Genomic DNA, 22506 nt, shown 5'->3' with positions numbered 1-22506 from the left:
CGCTGAATACAGCCAATATCTTGCACTTGCGTTATATGTAAAATTTATGTACAATATTACTGTATGTCTATTTGTAAGTTGACATAAGTCTAAATGCGTATGAAGTAATAGAAAAGTGCAGGAGAAATGAAAATGAAATTATCGATTATTTGCTATTTGTCGGATGATAAGAAATTAAATCAGACAACAGTGGAAGCACTTGAGAAAATGGCATCCTATAGTCTGGAGCATGACAATCAGGTTACAGTCGCAGGAAAGCATGTTGATAAGAAATATAATAATGGTAAAAAAGACTCGGTAACAGCTTCCTATGAGGTGGAGGTTATTTTAAATACAGATCGTGTACAGGACGATCGTTCATGGTATGAAAATGTTATTACCAGAATCGGCAATCATGCATTTACAAGTAAAGTAAATAAAGAAACGTATGTATCCGAGCAGGACGCACACCAGAAGATGGCAGAGAAGGCTTCCGGTGATTATATTATGATCATACATGCAGGTGATGATATCTCGTCGAATCTGGCAGAAGTATTTGTAAAAGGAAATGTTCACTGCTATGACATGGACACATATATGATAACAAAGGCGTTTCATGATGAGACATTTGGAGCGTTTCGTAATTATAAAAAGGTTACGGATGGAGAGGATATCAAATCCTTTTACATTATTGATCTGAAAAGTAAGTATGACTGTTTTCCATTTGGATTTGGTGGCGTGATCATCCGTGCAGAAGCATTCAAAAAGCAGTCGGTTGATCCGGCTCTTGGACTGGAGGCAGAACGGGATTTTATGCTTCGATTGATGGCGAAGACGATGAAGACATGTTTTCTGCCATATGCGACATTAACAGCGTATGAGTATGAAGAACACGATAATATATTCTATCGCGGACTGTATATGAGAGAGTGGTATTTTGAATCAGTTACTGATTTTTGGATGCCGTTTTTACAGGAAATGAAGGTGACATACGGAAGTATTCCGGTATTTATCCAGTATAATTTCATGTATTCCGTTATGGCGAGATTTAATGGAAATATGGATAACAAGAACAAGCATGTGATCGAAGAAGGCCATGGTGAAGAATATCTGGAACTGATCGGACAGGCGCTTCGTCTGATCGAAGAAAATATCATGCTGAACCGGAATAAGGTTGTAGATTGTATCACCGGTGATACGATGAAATGGGTATACGGAATCCTTCGAAACGGAAAAGATTATAAGTTTGAACGCTTCTTCCTTGCCGGAAAGATTTACTATGGAATCGGAGATACATTATTTAATTCTTTGATGAGTCTTTCCACAAATATATTGTTTATAAATTACAGAGACGGCATGTTGGAAATTGACGGTACGGTTCATCCAATCTTGTATTCGATGGTGGATGAAGTGTATTTCCGTTATAACAATAAGAAATATAAGATTCAGTACAATGAAAGATATGGTTTGACAAAGGCATTTGGTGCGGCAATCTGTAAGAGACATTCGTTTCATCTGTCAATCCCTGTCAAGGATAAATCAGAGTCTGAGTTATTCTGTGAAGCAGCGATCGGAAACCAGTTAGAGCCGATCAATATTCGCTATCCATCGCATTTCAGCCGTGTCTGCAATGCCTTTGGAAGCAGCCATTGGGTATTCGGGGATAACAGAGAATACATGATGACAGCGGAACGAAAGGGTATCATCATCCGTAAGGTCAATAAACGGCAGAAGTTTATTAAAGAACTGAAGCTGTTAAAAGATATGCTGTTGAAGAATAACTACACCAGAAAATATGCATTACTTAGAGTCCTGTATTTTATCTGCAGACCATTTATGACCGGAAAGCCGATCTGGATGTATATTGATAAAATCTATAAGGGTGGAGATTCTTCCGAATATCTGTACAAATATGCAAGTGCGCAGAATAAGAAGATCAAGCATTATTATCTGGTCGATAAAAAGAGTACGGATTATAAGCGTTTGAAAAAAGAGGGATACAAGCCACTGGTTCGTGACTCTTTAAAGCACAGACTTATATTCCTGTATGCGGATATGATGGTTATATCGAACTCAACAGTATACGCATTTAACGGATATACACTTACAAATTCATCCTACATCAGAGATTTGACGCATTTCCATGTCTGCTGTGTTCAGCATGGTATGTCAGTTCAGAAGATCGCGATCGCACAGAACAGACTTCGTGATAATACCAGATTATATTTCTGTGCATCGAAGTATGAGATCGAAAATCTGTCACGACCGGTATACGATTACGTTGGCTATGATGCATTGAAGCTGACGGGAGTGCCACGATATGATGGATTGAAGGATCGTGCAAAGAAGCAGATCATGATCAGCCCGACCTGGAGAATGCAGGCAGCGATGCCGGTTCGTACCAGTGAGAGCGAACAGCGGGATTACAATCCACTGTTCAAGGAATCAGAATATTTCAAGGTGTTTAATGCACTCATCAATGATAAGCGTCTGATCGATGCTGCCGAGAAATATGGATACCGCATCAAGTATGTTCTGCATCCAATCGTAAGCTCACAGGTAGATGACTTTGACAAGAATGATTTTGTGGATATTGTTCCGGCAGTTGGTGATATGAGTTATGAGGATATGTTCTGTGAGTCCAGTCTGATGGTAACGGACTTCTCAGGAATCCAGTTCGATTTTGCTTATATGAGAAAGCCGTTGGTATATCTGCATCATAAAGATATTCCACAGCATTATGAGGAAGGAACTTTCCATTATGATACGATGGCATTTGGGGAAATTTGCCATGATAATGATGAGCTGATCCATACATTGATCGAGTATATGCAGAACGACTGTAAGATGAAGCCGGAGTATGTAAAACGTGCCGATGACTTCTTCTATTACAGAGATCATAATAACTGTGAGAGAATCTATAAAGAGATGATAGACTATCAGGAGAAGTATGTTCTGACGGAGAATAATTAATAATATAAAAAACAGGCAGTTACAGGTATTTCGTATGGATATACATCCGGAAGAATGGATATATTTATACAGCTTGGAGCTGCCTGATTTTTGTCTGTGGTTCTTCTATATTTATGATTGTGTAAAGTATGGAAGCCGTGATAAAATGTATACTATGTATAAGTTAAAAATGAAAGGGAGTATGTGAGTATGAGAAAATGGAACAGAATTACAACTGCTCTTGCAGGGGTTGTGATTGGTCTTGGGCTGCTCGTGGCACCGGTCGGCGTACAGGCGAGTGAGGAGACCGGGACAACAACACAGACGCCTGTCAACGAGATACAGCAGACGGAACCTGATACAGCAGAGTTAGCCGCGTCAGCTGCAGTGAAGCTGGATGCGGACAAGATCGGGGAGACATCTTCGTATAATGACATGGTGTATGTACCAGAAAAGAATGGTATGTTTTTTTTGCATACGGTAGGGGAAGAAGTATACGACAATTCAAAGCAGTATGAGATCGTCTTTTATGATATGACAAATGAAACATATACAACAGTATATACCAGCAGATATTATATAGAAGATGCATATATGAATGAAGATGCCGTTTATTTTGCGACCACAGATTATAAGAGAAATACAGATGCTTCATCGGATTCATACAGCTATGCCTGTCAGGTAGAGATTGACAGTTATAATTTTAAGACAGGAGCAGAAAAACAGCAGAATTTTGATACATTTAATGTAAATGGATATTGGGCAAATCTTATATCAGCGCTCGGTGTAGATGGAGCGGGCAGATATTATATAGCAACACACGAGGATGAATTATATTTGTTCAGTCCGGATGGTAAGCTGTTGAGCCAGAAAGGCGGAGCAGAGGATATATATGAATTCCTGGGCTTCGATCAGACGAATGGAAACTTTTACTATCTGGGGCAAGAGAACTGGAGATACTGGGGCTTCGATCACAGCATGGCGAGCCTGAAAGCAGGAAAAGTGAACCGTGATAATTCCATCACGATCAAGGGTGCGAACATGATGTATCTGTATCAGTTTGGCTGGTTTACGCATAAGACACCGGTACGGATGCTGAATGGACGATATCTTGCTACATTATCTACATTTAATGGAGAGATCTGTGCACTGGTGGATTCCAATCAATATGATATCAATGATGTCACAGAGAGTTCGACCAGTATCAGCCTGATCGACAGTAGCGTATCAGTATCACCAATCAATATTGCAAATAAAAATGCTTTAAAGATGGCATTTTATACAGCTGATTCTGACTATGGCGATGATGAAAATTTTGATCTTTCCAGTATCGGACCAAGATGTGTATTAAATAGTGCCGGAACCTCTTTGATTGCAAAAACAGATAAAAAAGTACTGACAGAATATGATATTGCAACGAACAAAGAAAAGATCCGTATGCAGACTACATATCCTGTATACACGTTTTTTATGGATAAGAATAACAACTGTGTTGTGATAGAAAAAAAGGATAGTAATTATTATCTCGAAACCTTTGACTGGACATATCCGACTAGCTTTAATGTAAATGCACCTGCAAATATGAAGGTTGGAGCATCAGGTACTGTGGTCTGCAGTACAAATGGAGGATTTTCTCTGGATTACACTTATAAGAGTTCGGATCCAAAGGTTGTAAGTGTAGATCAGAAAGGAAATCTGAATGCATGGAAAAAAGGAACTGCTAAGATCACGATCAGTGCATCGCTGATCAATGTGAAGAAGACGATCACGGTCAAAGTAACAGACTCGACATTGTCAAAGAGCGGAAATGCATATAAATCGACGGGGGCGGTAGGAGCAGTATCAGCTACGATGCACCAGAGTATCAATTCAGGATATACATATGGAAATGTCCAGACGGCCTATCTGAATGCCAGAGCGGATGGAACCTTTGAACGTATAGAGTACATCCGTGGCTCTGTTATTCGTGAAGTTTATGATTCATCCTATCGGTTAAAGAGCCAGAAAAAGATTAAATGCGAACTCCCGCTATTTGGTGGATATTATAGCGGTGAGAAATACAACTATCTTGTATTTGGCCAGTCAAATCCAAAGGAGAGCAAGAAGAAGGAAGTAATCCGTGTCGTTAAATATGATAAGAACTGGAAAAGGCTTGGCAATTGTAAGATTAAGGGAGCCAATACCTATACTCCGTTTAATGCAGGCGGACTTTCGATGACGGAGACGGCTGGTAAATTATATATACATACCTGTCATACGATGTTTGCCAGTGACGACGGATATCATCATCAGGCAAACTGCACCTTTGTAGTAAATGAGAACAGCATGAAGCTGGTAGATTCGTATTATGGTGTAATGAATCTGTCAGAAGGTTATGTCAGCCATTCCTTTGCACAGCAGATTGCAACCGATGGAACCTATATTTACCGGGCAGATCTGGGGGATGCATATCCGAGAGGGATTGCACTTACAGCAACGGAGGTGAGTAAAAAGGTTGGAGAACCATCTATGTATGGAACCGTTATCTCTATACCGGGGTATGAAGGAAATAATTATACAGGTTATACATTAAATGATCTGAAGCTTGGAGATAATAATTATATTCTGACAGGAACCGGTATTAAAAGCGAAAAGACATCAGTAACGAACGTCTACATTAATGCGGGGTCCAAGACAAAATTACAAAATGATGCTACATGGATCACAAACTATACAGCCAAGGATAAGATCACAGTTATGAATCCAAAGCTTGTGAAGATCAGTGGTTCCCAGTTCCTTCTGTTATGGGAAGAAAAGAATACAAAGAAAAATACATATACGACAAAGATGGTGCTGTTAGACGAAGCCGGAAATAAAGCATCAGCAATCTGCGCATCACCACTTGCACTTGCCATGTGTGAACCGGTCGTTACAAAATCCGGTATGGTTGTATGGTATGTCACAAATAATGGTTCTCCTGTATTTGTAGAGATCAATCCATACCAGTTATCCAAGGTACAGACAAAGTCCAAGCGCGTGAAAACTTTCAAGAAGGATAATACTTTATCATTTGATAATACAGTAAAGACAGGATATCGGAAAGGTGATGTCGTGATCAAAAATAAGATGATCTATAAGATCACTTCTTCAAAGACGGTTGCCTTTGGTGGAGTAACCTCGAATTCAGTTACGACACTTTCGATTCCTAAGACCGTGAAGCTTGGTAAGAAGACCTATCAGGTAACAGCGATCGCATCTCGTGCCTGTGTAAACAGAACGAAGCTGAAAAAGGTTACAATAGGCGCAAATGTAACAAAGATCGGCAGTTATGCATTTTCCGGCTGTAAGAATCTGAAGACAGTTACGATCAAGTCGAAAAAGTTAAAAGCATCTTCAGTAGGATCGAAGGCATTTACAAAGATTCAGGCAAAGGCTACGATCAAGGTTCCGAAAGGAAAGAAGACGGTATATAAGAAGTTCCTGTTAAAAAAGGGAATTACAAAGAAGATGAAGATAAAATAGAGAGCCGGAGATTTCTGTAGTCGATGAGCTGTCAGGCATTTATATGTCTGACAGCATTTTCTTTTATGAGAAAGGAATGACCTGTAAAGTAAAAATAATACGCTAAGTATAAAAGAATATGATATTGTCCAGAATATAGAAAAAGGGTGGTGGACATGTACGTGAAAAGATCAGCGAAGATATACATGGTGCTGCTTGTCTGGATCGCAGCAGCATTGCAGTTTTTTATAAATGAGAAAATGGACATAGAAGAAGTATTTGCCGGAGTGCGGGAGGCAGATGCACAGAGGCAGATCGATGCGGATGTGAGTGCATGGGGTGTGTATCAGGTGTCTCATTCTCGTCTGGCGCCGACAGCAATAAAAAATCTCCTGTTAAATACGGCTGAATATTTTGGCTTAACTTCCGGTGAACTGACAATCACCGGACAGGATGATTCTATAACAACATTTCAAAGTAACGCGGAAAGTGAGTCCTGGAGGATCACTTTTCTTGTTGATTCTAATACCGGTCAGAGTTATCTGATCTTTCATACGGACAATATAGAAGCAGTTGACCGGATTCATACGTTTTATAATGATCTGAATATTGATGAGACAGTGAGCGTCGAAGCAGATCTTTCTTTGCAGACAGCAGAGAGTGTGATGCAGAAGAAGACACATCCGGCAGAAATGAAAAAGATATCAGATACAGACTTGTTCGAGCAGCCGTCAGGGAAGGACACATTATTAGAAAAATTGCTGGCTGAGCTTCCGGTCACAGGGCTTACGCAGACTCCGGATGGCTGGTACGGGCGGCTGAATTCCAGCGTGCATCTGAGTGATCTGGCAGTGAATAAAAATGTTCGGCTTCAGGGGACGGATTACGGTTCGGTTCATCTTCAATTCGGCGATAAGACAGATCTGGTCAGGTTGTATGCGTCGGTTCTCAGACGATGAAATTTCAGATGTAAAATTTACACAAAACCTAAGAAAAATAACACGAAATATATATTAATTTTCTCCCGGATATGTTAGAATTAGTTGATTTTTGTCTAATGATAAAAATTACAAATAACTTGAAAAGGAGAGTGTATAAATAATTGGAAAACATTATTGAGTTAAAGCATATCACAAAAAATTTTGATGATAACTTTACGGCTGTGGATGACTTTAATCTGGAGGTACAGCGTGGGGAGTTTGTAACCTTTTTAGGGCCGTCCGGTTGTGGTAAGACGACCACACTTCGAATGATAGCCGGTTTTGAGATGCCGACAGAGGGGGAGATCTTATTAAATGGTAAGGACATCAGCAAGTTACCACCAAATAAGCGCCCGATCAATACGGTATTTCAGAGATATGCATTGTTTCCACATTTAAATATTTATGACAATATTGCATTTGGTCTGAAGCTGAAAAAGCTTCCAAAGGCTGAGATTGAAAAGAAAGTAAAAAAGGCCCTTGAGATGGTAGATCTTGAGGGATTTGAAGATAGACGCGTTCAGACATTGTCCGGTGGACAGCAGCAGAGAATCGCGATCGCACGTTCACTGGTAAATGAGCCGGAGATCCTGCTGCTTGATGAGCCGCTAGGTGCGCTGGATCTGAAGATGAGAAAAGAGATGCAGCTCGAATTAAAGGGAATGCATGAGAGACTGGGAATCACCTTTATCTATGTAACCCATGATCAGGAAGAAGCGCTTACAATGTCAGATAAGATCGTTGTAATGTCAGAAGGCCGTATCCAGCAGATCGGTACGCCGGAGGATATTTACAATGAGCCGAAGAACGCATTTGTTGCCGACTTTATCGGAGAAAGCAACATTTTTAATGGAATCATGACAGACAAATTAAAGGTTCGTTTCTGCGGTGCGGAATTCGAATGTCTGGATGATGTAGAACATGGAACACAGGTGGATGTCGTAGTACGTCCGGAGGATATCCTGATCGTGCCACCGGAGCAGGGAGCAGTAAAAGGAACGGTTATCTCTGTGGTATTTAAAGGTGTTCATTATGAGATCACAGTACAGTCCGGTAAAAATGAGATCGTGATACAGTCCACAAAGTCTGCAAAGGTAGGCGACATGGTTGGACTGAATGTAGAACCGGATGGTATTCATGTTATGCCTGCGGAGAAAGCACTGAACCGCATCGAGACAGGAGTTGACAAATATTATAAGCTGGAATTCTTAGATGGTGAGCTTGAGTGTGATCTGAGTAAGATCGTTCCGTCGTCTCATTATGAGGATGGTGTATTAATGGATGCGTCCGGAGATGTCATCGATTATGAGCGGCTCAAGGTGATCTTAACGATCAAGCCGGATGATATTACGATGAGTGATGATCAGGAGGAAGGTATCATATCCGGTCATATCATTAACCTGATCTATAAAGGAGACCACTACAGCTATGTAGTCCGTACGGAGAATGAGGAAGACTTCATTGTTCACGATGAATATCTCTGGAATATGGATGACTTTGTCAGCCTTGTGATTCCAAAGGATAAGATCCACTTTGAACTTAAGAAATAACCGAAAGCAAAAGGAGACAGAGATGAGTACATTACGTTTTTCCAGAAAACAACTGTGTGTGCCATATGCATTGTTCCTGATATGCTTTGTGGTTGCACCGCTTATAGTCATTATATATTATGCATTTACAAATGGAGAGGGGCAGTTTTCGCTGGAGAACCTGACAGGATTCTTCACCAGTCCGAACACGATCGGAACCCTTGCCTACAGCTTTGCGATCGCCTGTGTATCGACGGCAGCAGCTTTGTTGCTGGCGTACCCGATCGCCTATATACTTGCCAGAAGTGAATGGAAGAAAAAGTCGATCATTGTTATGATCTTCGTTCTTCCGATGTGGATCAATTTTACGTTAAGACTGACTGCTTTAAAAGAAGTCTTGACGTTGATCGAGCATAATCTGGCATATTATCCGTTTTTGAATTCCGTGATCGGTATGGTATATGATTTTCTTCCATTTATGATCCTGCCGATCTATACAACATTGATGAAGTTAGATAACAGTCTGTTAGAAGCAGCAAATGATCTGGGTGCGAGCTCTGTTCAGACATTTTTAAAGGTGACGCTTCCGTTATCTGTTCCGGGTATCATCAGTGGTATCGTGATGGTATTCCTTCCGTCTATGACGAACTATGTTGTATTGGATATGTTGTATAACAGCACTTATGTTATGGGTAGCCTGATAGGTAGCTATTTTGCTGCATACGATTGGCACAATGGATCCATGATCGCACTGGTGCTTCTGTTGATCATATTAATCTTTACTCTCTTTACAAATAAATATGAGGGAGAAGACAACAACAGAGGAGGTGCATTGTTATAATGAAAAAAGGATTTCGGGTTGTTTTTATTATATTGATGTTGGTGATCCTCTATCTGCCGATTCTGATCCTTGCAGTTTATAGTTTTACGGATTCGGCAAATATCGGAACAATACACGGATTTTCCGTTCAGAATTATATTACGTTATTTACAAAGCCTGAGCTTGCAGATATGATCTGGGGTACGGTTCTTCTTGCGGTTGGATCTGCATTGATTGCCACTCTGCTTGGAACATTGGGTGCGATCGGTGCATTTTATTCCAAGAAACTTGCATCGGGGATCGTATCTGCGATGAATCAGGTTCCGGTTGTAAATGCAGATGTTGTAACCGGTTTTTCAATCTGTATCCTGCTGATCGTAGTATTTGGTGTCAGTAAGGAATCCTATGTGCCGCTGGTCGTTGGACATGTTGTGCTGTCTGCCCCGTTTGTCTATCTGTCAGTTGTACCGAAGCTAAAGCAGATGGATGGAAGCCTGTATGAGGCAGCTATGGATCTGGGTGCATCACCATTTACCGCACTGGTAAAAGTAGTCCTTCCACAGATCCTGCCGGGGGTGATTTCAGGATTTGCACTGGCAATTACCCTGTCATTAGACGATTATTTCATTGCAAGCTATACGAAGCCTGCGACCTTTGATACGATCAGTACTTATGTCGTAAATGCGACGAAAGGATCTCAGACAGAGATCAAGACTGCTTTATGGGCGTTATCAACAGTGATCTTCGTGATCGTTATACTGATCGTTGTTGGTATGAATATGACATCAAAGGCAAAGGCGAGAGCCGGAAAGGCAGGTGGCAGATATGAATAAGAAGAAGTTATTCAAAGGATTTGCCGGCTTCTGTGCCGGACTTATGATGCTTACACCTGCGGCTTATCTGGTACATGCGGAGGCAGATAATAATGTGCAGGATCAGACAGAAGCATCTGCCATATCAGATAATACAGGAAGTGATGCAGCAAAGACAGATGCTGCCGATGTACAGAAGTCGGATGATACGATCGTGCTTCGAGTATCCAACTGGGAAGAATATATCGACCTTGGAGAATGGGATGAGGACGAAGTAATCGACCTGGAAGATGGAACCGAGATCTTCGGTGAGAATTCCATGGTGACGGATTTTGAGAACTGGTACTATGAGACATATGGTCAGAAGGTAAAGGTGGAATATTCCTGTTTTGGAACAAATGAAGACCTTTATAACATGCTTACTCTTGGTGATAAATACGATCTGGTTTGTCCATCCGACTACATGATCATGAAGCTGATGGCAGAAGAAAAAGTAGTTCCGTTTTCGGATTCGTTTTATGACACGAGTATAGAGGAAAATTATTATGCAAAGGGAGTATCTCCATATATCAGACAGACCTTTGATGAAAATGAGATCAATGGTGAGAGCTGGAGCAAATATGCAGCCGGATATATGTGGGGTGTAACCGGTATCTTATATAATCCGGAGGAGATAACGGAGGAAGAAGCAGGTACATGGAATATCTTGGATAATCCGAAGTTTGCACGTCAGGTTACGATCAAGGATAATGTGCGTGATTCTTATTTTGCGGCACTTGGTATTTTAAAGCAGGACGAACTGACATCAGAGGAATTCACAAATGCAGATACTTATCATGATGATCTGCTTCGGGTAATGAATGATGTCAGCCCGGAAACGATACAGGAAGTACAGGATCTGCTTCAGGATATGAAGGACAATGTATATTCCTTTGAGACAGACAGTGGTAAGGCAGATATGGTATCCGGCAAGGTACTTGCAAATTATCAGTGGTCCGGTGATGCGGTTTATGCGATGGATCAGGCAGAAGAAGATGATCTTTATCTTGATTTCGCCGTGCCGAAGGAATCTACTAATCTCTGGTTTGATGGCTGGGTGATGTTAAAGGATGGTATCGATGAAGATGCCAGAAAACAACAGGTAGCAGAAAGCTTTGTGAACTTTCTTTCAAGACCGGACAATGCAGTCAGAAATATGTACTACATCGGATATACTTCTGTTATTGCAGGAGGCGAAGATGATAATACAGTATTTGATTATCTGAACTGGAATTATGGTGCGGAAGATGGAGAAGAAGATACAACAGAATATCCGCTTGGTTATTTCTTCAGTGGTGATAATTCGGATCCTGATTACATCATAACAGCTCCGGAGGAGCAGACAAGACGTCAGCTCTATGCCCAGTATCCGGACGAAGCGGCGATCGAGCGAAGTGCGATCATGCAGTACTTTGATGCAGATGCCAGCAAACGGATCAATCAGATGTGGATCAATGTCCGCTGCTATAACATTAAGGATGTAACTCCGCAGGTGTGGGTGATTGTAGTAATATTGATCCTTGCGGCAGCAGGGCTCATCGTGCATTATAAGCGTTCTCATTACCATAGTTAATAGTAAGTTGCAAGTATAGTGCCGGTGATTGACAGAAAGTTTAAAGAATAAAAATAGGAATCTTTTATGTTTTGAACACACAATCGTTAGTTTTTTATTTGACTTTTGTGGAACAAGATATGAAGGGTTCCTCTTTTTTGTGGGCGTTACCAGGTCAGTGCGAAATCAAATAATGCAAAATTATCACGGATATTTTCTGACCGGGTTGATACCGGATGACACGAATCCGAAGAAATGGACGAATGAAAGCTGTCCAAAGCATGAATAATAAGATGAAATAATTTTTCAGTGATATTTGAGGAATTTTGGGATTATAATAGATTTAAATGGCATTAATAAATAAAAAATGTTATTATAACTACATAATATATGAATAAAAATAATCAGGAACAGGAGGAAAATTTTATGACAAGACAGGAAGTTTTAATGACCTTTGCACAGGGTACTAAAAAAATATTGGAAAATAATTTCTCTAAAATTATTGTCTATGGTTCTTATGCTCGTGGTGATTATAAGGAAAATTCAGATATTGATGTTATGATATTAACCCCCTTTTCAAAAGAAGAAATAGAACAAGTCGAGAACAAAATTTTTGATCTTGCTTTTGAATTAGAATTGGAATCAGGCATTGTGATTAATCCTGTTCTGGAAAATGAGGAACATTATAAATATTGGTTGGGGGCATTGCCGTTTTTTGATAATGTAGAGAAGGAGGGGATAGTAATTGGATGAGAGACAAAAGAATTTAAGTAATTATCGAATTGCTGAAGCTGAAGATAGTTTGAAAGTAGCAGCACATTGTTTAAAAGAAGGTTTGTATAAGGATTCGATTAATCGGTCTTACTATGCTGCATTTTATGCAGTAAAAGCTATATTGGCGTTGAGTACAGTTGATTTTAAGCGTCATAAAGATGTTATGGGATACTTTAATAAAGAATATGTGGCTAAAGAAATATTTCCGCGTGAAATAGGAAGAAAGCTTGGAACGCTACAAAGAGTACGTGAAAAAAGTGATTATGATGATTTCTATATTGCGTCGCGAGAAAAAGCGGAAGAACAGTTTCAGACAGCGAAGCTGGTTATTGGTGAGGTAAAAAAATATTTGGAGGAGTAATAAAGATAATGATAATAATAGAAGCCTAGGAGAAATTTCTCCCAGGCTTCTATTTTGGATACTATAAATTATAATTCAGAATAACCATAGCTGTTTACAATAGCTTCAATGCGGTTTCCGGCCTGACACATTGGACACTGATCATGAGGATAAGTCTTGTAATCAGGGAGATCCTTTTCGGTAAACAGTGCATGTACCGGATAGCCGTCAACCTCTGTCGCAACAGAGAAGATAGCAGAGATACCTGCGATAGAACCACCGTAGTATTTGATACACTCCAGACTCTTTTTGATCGTTTTACCGGTTGTAGCAGATGCGATCAGAAGAAGCACATGCTTGCCTTCGATCATTGGCTGGAGGTTGTCACGGAAGATCAACTGACCGGAGCTGTGAACCTCAGGTGTAACAACGTAGATGGACTTGTGCTGGTTCATGGAAGTGATACCGTTCTGGCTTAAGGTTTCTGCCAGATAAGCACCGATCACTTCAGTACCATCCATGCAGACGATCGTATCAACGATAGTTGATGCTACATATTCGGTTCCCATGGATTTGGCAGCGGCAGCAGCCATAGTGCCTCTGACTTTCAGGGTTGTCATATCAATGTACTGGTTGATATGAGAATGGTTTGTAGCAAAGTGACCGTTCATCACTTTGATGTATAACTGATTGTTGTAAGAAGATGTTAATTTCATTGCGTCATGTTTCATATGTATGTACCACCCTTTCATTTAAATAACATATATAGTTGTTATACGATCTCTAAAATTGTATTTACGACCAGATCATTCTGTTCCGGATTCATGAAGCAGAAGCGGATATAAGAATTATCCAGTCCTGTGATATCTGCACAGCTTCTGATATACAATCCCTTACTCTGACAATGATCCACAACCGTCTGTGCGGAAATGTCTTTTTTCAGTAATTTGACCAGAATAAAATTCGCATCCGGCTTATAGAGCTTGATCGTCTTGCGGCTTGCCAGTGCAGAATAGACCAGATTCCGTTCCGTCTTCATCAGTGTCTGGGTTTTGCTTATATAAGAAGCATCCTTGAACATATCGATGCCGGCTGCCTCTGCAAGTGTATTGATCGCATAAGGAAATCCTGTGATCGACATTGTCTTTTTAAATACCGGATTTGATGTAATTGCATAGGCTAATCGAAGTCCGGGTACTGCAAAGAATTTGCTTGTATTTCTGAGAACGTAGAGATTGTCATATTCCTTAACCAGCGGAATAGCGGTGCAATCATCCTTATCCTGAACGAAATCCATATACTCCTCGTCAACGACCAGTGCAATATCATTTCCTGTACAGATCTTTGCGATGAATTCCAGAGATTCGCGGTCGATGACCTGTGATGTTGTTCCGTTTGGATTCGAGATAAATACCATATCAATGGATTCATTTAACGTAGAGATGAAATCCGCAATATCCAGTTCGTAGTTTTCTTCTTCGGATAACTGATAGTATGTGATATCACAGCCGTTCATTTTCAGGACCTTCTCATAGTTGTGTGCTCCCGGTGAAAGAAGAACAGCATGCTTTGGACTGTTGAATTCGATCAGGAGTTTGATAAATTCATATGAGCAGCTTCCGACAATGATATCGTCCGGATCCGCACCTGAATAGCCTGCGATACTTTCCTTTAATCTTGTATATGAGCCATCCGGGTAACGCTTCAGATCTTCGATGCTGTTAAGAATGACATTTTTGACAGAATCCGGAACCCCGAGCGGATTCATGTTCAGGTCAAATCTTACAGATTCATTCTGGGAGAGCAGATTGCTTCCAGAAAGATGTGATGTACTTTTTCCCATAAAAATTCCTCTTTTTCCATATATAATGTTTCAAAAAACTATTTATTTTGCTATAATCAAAATATATGTTTTTATATAATTATACCGATTCGGGGATTTAATTACAAGAAAAATACATGAGTTTTAATAAAATGATTACGAAAGCAAGGAGAACCAGATGAAAGGGATCGTAGAACAGTACGCCAGAGGAGAATTCAATGTAGAAAGACCGGATATTGATATTTCCATTGCAAAGCTGGAACTGGCTGTGGAAGCCGGCTCCGTATTTCAGGGAACCTTTAAGGTGGTATCAAAAAATGATGTGCCGATCAAATTGATGGTATATGACAGCAGATACCTGTTCGATTTCAAGAGTCATACATTTGTAGGCAGACGGAATACGGTTGCCTTTTCTTTTGATGCCCGCGGAATCGAAGAAGGCAAGAGCTTCAAAGGACATATCAACATCATAACGGATGGCGGCGAATATAAGATTCCATACAGCGTGGAGGTTGTACCGCCTTATGTTCTGGTCGAAGACAAACGGATCGAGGATCTGTTTCAGTTCGCGACCTTTGCAGAGGAGCACTGGGATGTAGCAGTCCAGATCTTTGACAGCCCGGAATTCGTGCGTACCTTTTTAGGGGATGATGCGATCATAAAGGGTGTCTATGAGAGCCTGAAGAAATCGTTATCCATCAATCAGGCGATGGAAGAATTCCTTGTATATACTCATAAGAAACGTGTGCTCACCCTGACAGCAAAGCAGCGTGAGTTATTGATCGAGATGCCGGACGAGCTGGTTCGTGCAACGATCTCCGTAAATAAGAATACCTGGGGTTATACCCATACCTATATTACATCAGACAGCGATTTCCTGATCCCGGAAGCAACCAGGATCACAGGTCAGGATTTCACCGGAAATAATTATGAACTGAACTTCCTGATCGATCCGACGAAGATCCCGGAAGGAGTATCGGCAGGTTATATCCATTTTAATAATACCCTGCAGAATATCAGCGTGAAAGTCAGCATCAAGAAGCCGGAGGTTCAGCGAACCGAGCCGAAGAACCGTCATGTGAATTTCATGATCAAGAAAGGCCATGAGGCACTGGCAAAAGCATACATTGATTTCCGTACGGATAAGATGGCACTTGCTGATTACACGAAACGTTCGACAGAGGCACTGGAAACACTGGTCAAATACAGACCGGAGGATAATATCTACCGTCTGGGTCTGCTTCATATGAAGCTGTTAGAGGGCAAGACAGAATATGTAAAACAGGAATTTGTCCGTATCGATGCAGATGCCGATCTGAACGAGGCAGGCAGCATGGAGAAGTGTTATTACAGTTATCTGAAAGCACTTCTGACAAAGGATAAGGATATGATCGACAGCACGGCAAGACTTGTCCGCGGACGACTGGAACAGGAGAAGGACAAGCTGTTTTATTTCTGGCTGCTGTTATTTGTGGACTACAGTTATACAGAGGATAAATGGAATCTCTATGAGGATATCCGGAAATTATATAATGAGGGTGTAAACAGCCCGGTTATTTACTTTGAAATATGTGATATGTTCAATAAGCAGCCGCTTATGATGAAACGGATCGCACCGCTTGAGATCTCAGCTATCCGATGGGGTATGCGGCATGAGTTTGTATCCGAAGATGTCATTATGGAATTCGTAAAGACGGCTGCAAGAATGAAGCTCTTTGATATTCACGCATTCAAGATGCTGGAGAATATCTATGCAGCAAAGCATGATCGTATGACACTGGATACGATATGTGAAATTCTTCTCAGATTTAAAAAATGTGATAAAGAGTATCATGTATATTATCAGGATGCGGCAAATGCAGGAATTAAATATGTTGGTTTGTATGAGGGCTTCTTAAAGAGCATGGATAAGAAGACGTATCAGCCGATACCGGAATCCATTCTCCGTTATTTCAATTACAAGAATACGTTAGATGATGAAGAGCTGGCGTATCTCTATGCAAATGTCATCATGAATAAGGCACAGAATATGAATGTGTTCCATGAGTATATTCCGGCGATCGAGAACTTCATGGAGAAGAAGATCATCGACGGAGAAGTGAGTGATGATCTGACGGTTATCTATGAAGAATTTCTGGAGCCGGAGAGCGTGAAGCCGGAATTTGCATCAAAGTTAATTAATATCATATTCAAGCAGAAGCTGACCTGTCGGAATAAGAATATTGTATCAGTGGTTGTAACACATGAGGAACTGGAAAAGAGTGAACAGGTGGATGTGATTGATGGAGAAGCTTATGTAGAGATCGTGTCAGAATCCGCTATCATTACATTACTTGACAGTCGGGGCTGCAGATATATCAATACGGTACCATACCGGCTTGAGCCGGTTGTCGGAGAAGAAAATTATCTGGATATCTGTAAAGAGTATAATCCGAAGGATTACCGTCTGTTATTATTTGAGTATAACGATATAGACAGCTTTTCATATAAGGATGCATCCGAGATCAATCTGGCGCGTGATATCTCTAACTGTCCGAATATCAGTTATCTGATCCGGCAGAGAGCACTCCGCCATATGGTTGAGTATTATCATGAGAATTATGATGCGGACATTTTATATAAATATCTGTCACGAATTGATTTGAATTATGTGGAAGTGGAGGACGCTTCCCGGATCATTACATATTACATTTCTTTACGGATGTATGAGCAGGCATTTAACGGAATACATCGGTTTGGATATGTAGATGTGGATGTGGATGAACTGATACGGATCGCGGAATTCGGAATATCCGATAAGCGCTATGATGATGACAGGACGTTATTATCCATTTGTGTATATCTGTACCGGAGGGGGTATGCGACACAGAAGGTTCTAGCATTTTTGATCAATAACTATAATGGATCGTTAGAGGAAATGGCAGAGCTGTTTAAGGCAGTTAACACAAATTATCGTGATATTGATATGCTTGCAGAGAATATCTTGGCACAGATGATGTTTGCAGATGCTTATACAGAGGCAATCTTTGATATCTTTGCGCTTTATTACGCAGGCAGAAGCAGGGGCATGGTAGTCAAGGCATTTTTACGGTTCTGTGCATACCAGTATATTATCAAGGATCTGAAGATTCCTGCGGATATCATGGAATGTCTGTATAAAGAGGTGGAGAAGAAGAACATTACAGATGAGATTTCAGAGATGGCGCTGCTTTCTTATTTTGCAGGCTGCGGTGGACGGTTCTCGGCAGAACAGAAGGAATGGATCCGGAATACAGTTCGTCATTTTATAGACAGCAGTAAGATCCTGCCGTTCTTTAAAGAATTTGCATCCTTTGTAACGTTGCCGGATGATATGAAGTTTAAGACCTATCTGATCTTTAAGGGCGAGAGCGGCAGACAGATCTGGGTAAGCTACAGCTTCGGACAGGAAAGCAACAGTATGGCACATTACAAATCGGAGCGAATGAATGAGATCATACCGGGAATCTATATCAAGGAATTTGTTGTGTTCCACGGAGAGACGCTGTTATATTCCATTGATGGTGCGGAGAGCGGTAATTCATCCATCGTTGAGAGTGATATTTTAAAGAATACAACATGTCATAAGAAGAACAGTAATCGATTTGAGCTGATCAACAGTATGCTGATCAGTCAGGAGACAAGAAATGATCAGGAGCTGATCCAGGCGATGGATACCTATCTGAATAACACACATTTCTTTGAGGAGAATCTGATATTGTTATAAGACAGCAGAAACAGGAGGAGATAACATGACGGAACATCCATTATATCTGGGATTGGATCTGAGTCCGGAGTATACACAGTTAAGTTATTATAAGCTGGATGAAGGAGTACCGGAATCAATCTGTCACAGCGATTCCAAAGATACATATCTGCTTCCAAATATTATGTTTTATACAGATAAATATAAAGACGGAACCGGAGCAAAGGATGAATCCGGTTGGAGTGTCGGAGCGGTGGCTGCAGGAAAACGGTTCAAGGAAGATGGCGTGGTGGTTGACCGTATTTACCAGAAGACGATCATCAACGAGGACACGGAGATCTATGGAACAAGTTATAAAGCAAAAGACCTTCTGGTCAAAATGCTGCTGCTTCATATCCGGGAATTTACAAAACAGTTTGAAAGCTATGAGATCAGGCGGCTGGTAGTAACGATCGCAGATGCAGATATTCATATCATCAAGGCAGTGCAGGAGTTACAGAAAGCACTTCATCTGAGTGATGAACAGTTTGAGATTACAAGCCATATAGACAGTGGAATTTATTACATCTTTAATCAGCCGGAGTCATTAAGAAATAACAGTGTGGTGCTGTTTGATTTTAACAGCAGCGGACTTGATTATTACAGATTCGATATTACGCATAACAAATCACCGGAGATCGTAGATGTATTTCATCAGAACCTGAAAGACCGCTTGACATTTTCAGCGTTTAAGAAGGACGATGAGGAGTTGGATGAGCAGTTCGCAGCAATCTGTCAGGAGCTTCTGGCAGAGACTTATGTGTCCTCGGTGTTCCTGACCGGAATTGGCTTTGCAGATAACTGGCTGAAGGAGTCGGCGACGATCCTCTGTCAGGGAAGACGGGTATTTGTCGGTCAGAATATCTATACAAAGGGAGCCTGCTACCGGGCATTTGGCGACCGGCACAGCAAGGTGCTTGACCGTTATCTGATCCGGTCGGAATATACAGTTGGCTTTGATATAGGTATCAGTTTAAATGATGACAGCAAGACATTTGTGCCGATCACCAGAGGAGGACAGGAATGGTTCCACACAAAGGGAAAATTATATATCTTTCCGGACGAATCAAATCAGGTGGAGCTGATCTATCGCAACATATTGACAGGAGATTATGATAAGGAGCATATCGAGATCCACGGACTGCCGAAGCGTCCGCCGAAGACGACCAAGATCTCACTGGAAGCGGAATTCTACAGTGCGGAAAAGGGAGCGGTTGTTATCAGGGATGAAGGATTTGGAACGATGTTCCCGACCACAAATAAGATATATAGGAAGGAATTTGACCTGAAATGGGAAAAATAATTGTATGTAATACAAAAACTGCACAGAATCCATATACGTTCCTGAATACCAAGGTATCTGTATATTCCTACGAGGAATTGTGTTACTACCTGTATAATAATATGGTGCTGGTGGGGGAAGAAGATGTATCGGCGAGATTGTCGGCATGGATCAGAAGAGAGCTTGATCTCACAGAGCTTGCAGACAAGATCGATACATTACTTGACAAGCATGCATTTGTTCAGGATATCATGGTGGAGATCCTAGTGTATGGCGGATATTACAGCAGTGAAGAAGTACGGCAGTTTATGGCGGAATGCCAGAAGCTTCGTACGTTAAAATCATACGAAGTCGAGAAGCTGCGGGCGGATGGATATCTGCGGTACAAGCATTATATAAAAGCGGGTGCGATCTATGATGAGGTTATCTGCTATCTGGAAAAAGAAAAACAGGAGGATGAATTCCTCGGAAATGTATATCATAATAAAGCAGTTGCTCTGGCCGGAAATCTTCAGCTTGATGAAGCAAAGAGCTGTTTTATTAAGGCATATTCGTTAAATAAGAACGAGGAATCCCTGATCGAATATTTCTGTGTGCTGGCAGTTACGGTGGATACCGCGACACTTGAAAAAGAGATTAAGAAGCGGGGACTTCCTGCGAACTTCTTAGAGGATCTGATGAGTGAAGTTGGCGATTCTAAAGAAGATGTGCGGGAGCTTCCAATCTACAATAAAGTCCAGAAAGCGGTTTATAACCGACTTCATGGACATATTGAAGATTATGACAGACGTATGGATACGATCCTGTCGGAATTAAAAGACGAATTCCGGGATCAGCTTGTCTGATAAATGAAAGGTAAAGTTGTGTATGAAGTATGATGTGATTATTATCGGTGCAGGACCGGGAGGAATCTTTGCGGCATATGAACTGATGAAGAAGAAACAGGAGTATAAGATTGCTGTATTCGAGGAAGGATATACCTTAAAAAAGAGAAAATGTCCGATCGATGGCGATAAGATCAAGAATTGTATTAACTGTAAGCATTGCTCGATCATGTGTGGATTTGGCGGAGCAGGTGCATTCTCAGATGGAAAATACAATATCACAAATGATTTCGGTGGAACACTGTATGAATATATCGGTAAGCAGAAAGCTGTTGATCTGATGAAGTATGTAGATGAGATTAACATGGAAAATGGCGGCGAGGGAACAAAGCTTTATTCAACCGCCGGAACGAAGTTCAAGAAGCTTTGTCTTCAGAACAAGCTGAAGCTTTTGGATGCGTCGGTTCGCCATCTGGGAACTGATATCAACTATGTTGTTCTTCAGAATCTGTATGATCAGATGAAGGATCATATAGACTTTTATTTTGATACACCGGTTGATACAGTACAGGTTATTGATGGTGGTTATCGTATCATCTGCGATAAGGGTGAATTCGACTGTGATAAATGTATCGTATCCGTTGGACGAAGCGGAAGCAAATGGATGGAAAAGGTATGTAAGGAGCTTGAGATCCCTACAAAATCCAACCGCGTCGATATCGGAGTCCGTGTGGAGCTCCCGGCAGTTATCTTCTCACATCTGACGGATGAATTATATGAAAGCAAGATTGTATATCGTACGGAGAAATTCGAAGATAATGTCAGAACCTTCTGTATGAATCCAAATGGAATTGTGGTAAATGAGAATACGAATGGTATCATCACTGTAAACGGACACAGCTATGAGGGTGATGAGAAGAAGACAGAGAATACAAACTTTGCACTTCTGGTTTCCAAGCATTTTTCAGAACCGTTTAAAGACAGTAACGGATATGGTGAGAGTATCGCAAGATTATCTAATATGCTGGGCGGTGGTGTAATTGTACAGAGATTTGGAGATCTGGTTCGAGGCAGAAGAAGTACCGTGAAGCGTATTGAAGAAGGGCTGGTAACACCGACCTTAACGGCAACACCGGGTGATCTGAGTCTTGTTCTTCCAAAGCGTATCTTAGATGGAATCATGGAAATGATCTATGCACTGGATAAGGTAGCACCGGGAACAGCAAATGATGATACTCTGTTATATGGTGTAGAGGTTAAGTTCTACAACATGGAAGTGGAGTTGGATGAGAATCTGGAAAGCTGCCACAAGGGCTTATATGTGATCGGAGATGGCAGTGGCGTAACGCATTCGTTGTCCCATGCCTCCGCCAGCGGTGTCTATGTTGCCCGCCATATCATTGGAGAAGAATAGGATTGAATAAAAGCTGGAGCTGTCCTAATGGCATCCGCTAACATATAATATGAATCCCCCTATACATGACATTGACGGATTTTCGTTATGAACTGCACATTGCCAGTAAATACGAGTGCTTGTCTGAGCCGAAGACGAGTTAGC

General features: G+C 41.0%; 15 protein-coding genes. 13 read left to right on the top strand and 2 right to left on the bottom strand.

The window, feature by feature from the left end; translation table 11 throughout:
• The first annotated feature begins 132 nt into the window (after positions 1-132).
• The 9 genes from CLOL250_RS08825 to CLOL250_RS08785 all read left to right on the top strand — a co-directional run bounded on the left by CLOL250_RS08825 (position 133) and on the right by CLOL250_RS08785 (position 13278).
• Positions 133-2952: a CDP-glycerol glycerophosphotransferase family protein gene (locus CLOL250_RS08825; RefSeq protein ID WP_049941101.1), complete on the top strand. Its 2820-nt coding sequence runs from the start codon at positions 133-135 to the stop codon at positions 2950-2952.
• Positions 2953-3141: 189 nt separating this feature from the next.
• Positions 3142-6432, top strand: coding sequence for a leucine-rich repeat protein (locus CLOL250_RS08820; protein ID WP_008402016.1), 3291 nt, complete (start codon positions 3142-3144; stop codon positions 6430-6432).
• 155 nt (positions 6433-6587) lie between these two features.
• Positions 6588-7370, top strand: coding sequence for a hypothetical protein (locus CLOL250_RS08815; protein WP_008402015.1), 783 nt, complete (start codon positions 6588-6590; stop codon positions 7368-7370).
• 143 nt (positions 7371-7513) lie between these two features.
• Complete coding sequence (potA, locus tag CLOL250_RS08810; protein WP_008402014.1) at positions 7514-8941, top strand: polyamine ABC transporter ATP-binding protein; 1428 nt, start codon at positions 7514-7516, stop codon at positions 8939-8941.
• Between the two features lie 22 nt (positions 8942-8963).
• Positions 8964-9761, top strand: coding sequence for an ABC transporter permease (locus tag CLOL250_RS08805; RefSeq protein WP_021943440.1), 798 nt, complete (start codon positions 8964-8966; stop codon positions 9759-9761).
• On the top strand, positions 9761-10573 hold the full coding sequence (locus CLOL250_RS08800; protein ID WP_008402011.1) for an ABC transporter permease: 813 nt from the start codon (positions 9761-9763) through the stop codon (positions 10571-10573). Before CLOL250_RS08805 ends, CLOL250_RS08800 begins: the two co-directional genes overlap by 1 nt.
• Entirely contained in the window at positions 10566-12164 is a 1599-nt protein-coding gene (locus tag CLOL250_RS08795; RefSeq protein ID WP_008402009.1) for an ABC transporter substrate-binding protein, read from the top strand. Before CLOL250_RS08800 ends, CLOL250_RS08795 begins: the two co-directional genes overlap by 8 nt.
• A 405-nt stretch (positions 12165-12569) precedes the next feature.
• Positions 12570-12896, top strand: a complete 327-nt coding sequence (locus tag CLOL250_RS08790; RefSeq protein WP_044945669.1) for a nucleotidyltransferase domain-containing protein — start codon at positions 12570-12572, stop codon at positions 12894-12896.
• Positions 12889-13278, top strand: a complete 390-nt coding sequence (locus tag CLOL250_RS08785) for a HEPN domain-containing protein (RefSeq protein ID WP_008402005.1) — start codon at positions 12889-12891, stop codon at positions 13276-13278. The genes CLOL250_RS08790 and CLOL250_RS08785 overlap by 8 nt, the downstream gene beginning before the upstream one ends.
• 68 nt (positions 13279-13346) lie before the next feature.
• Here the strand turns inward: CLOL250_RS08785 and CLOL250_RS08780 are convergent, their stop codons facing one another.
• A complete protein-coding gene (locus CLOL250_RS08780; protein WP_044945666.1) occupies positions 13347-13988 on the bottom strand; it encodes a phosphoribosyltransferase in 642 nt (213 codons plus the stop codon).
• Between the two features lie 41 nt (positions 13989-14029).
• The gene (locus CLOL250_RS08775; RefSeq protein WP_008402003.1) at positions 14030-15100 is read right to left on the bottom strand and encodes a pyridoxal phosphate-dependent aminotransferase; all 1071 of its coding nucleotides are present in this window, start codon (positions 15098-15100) and stop codon (positions 14030-14032) included.
• A gap of 157 nt (positions 15101-15257) precedes the next feature.
• On the opposite strand from CLOL250_RS08775, the gene CLOL250_RS08770 reads away from it, so the two are divergent.
• The 4 genes from CLOL250_RS08770 to CLOL250_RS08755 are packed head-to-tail and all read left to right on the top strand — an operon-like array spanning position 15258 to position 22362.
• On the top strand, positions 15258-18824 hold the full coding sequence (locus CLOL250_RS08770) for a DUF5717 family protein (RefSeq protein WP_008402002.1): 3567 nt from the start codon (positions 15258-15260) through the stop codon (positions 18822-18824).
• A gap of 25 nt (positions 18825-18849) precedes the next feature.
• Entirely contained in the window at positions 18850-20145 is a 1296-nt protein-coding gene (locus CLOL250_RS08765; RefSeq protein ID WP_008402001.1) for a DUF5716 family protein, read from the top strand.
• Complete coding sequence (locus tag CLOL250_RS08760; RefSeq protein ID WP_008402000.1) at positions 20133-20969, top strand: hypothetical protein; 837 nt, start codon at positions 20133-20135, stop codon at positions 20967-20969. Before CLOL250_RS08765 ends, CLOL250_RS08760 begins: the two co-directional genes overlap by 13 nt.
• 22 nt (positions 20970-20991) lie before the next feature.
• Positions 20992-22362 carry an NAD(P)/FAD-dependent oxidoreductase gene (locus tag CLOL250_RS08755; RefSeq protein ID WP_008401999.1) on the top strand — a complete coding sequence of 457 codons (1371 nt, stop codon included), beginning with the start codon at positions 20992-20994 and terminating at the stop codon, positions 22360-22362.
• Positions 22363-22506: the final 144 nt, after the last annotated feature.

It is taken from the genome of Clostridium sp. L2-50 (assembly GCF_000154245.1).
In the GTDB taxonomy this organism is placed as follows: domain Bacteria; phylum Bacillota; class Clostridia; order Lachnospirales; family Lachnospiraceae; genus Coprococcus.
The sequence above is the reverse complement of the archived record's forward strand: the minus strand, read 5'-3'. Positions and strand labels throughout refer to the sequence as shown.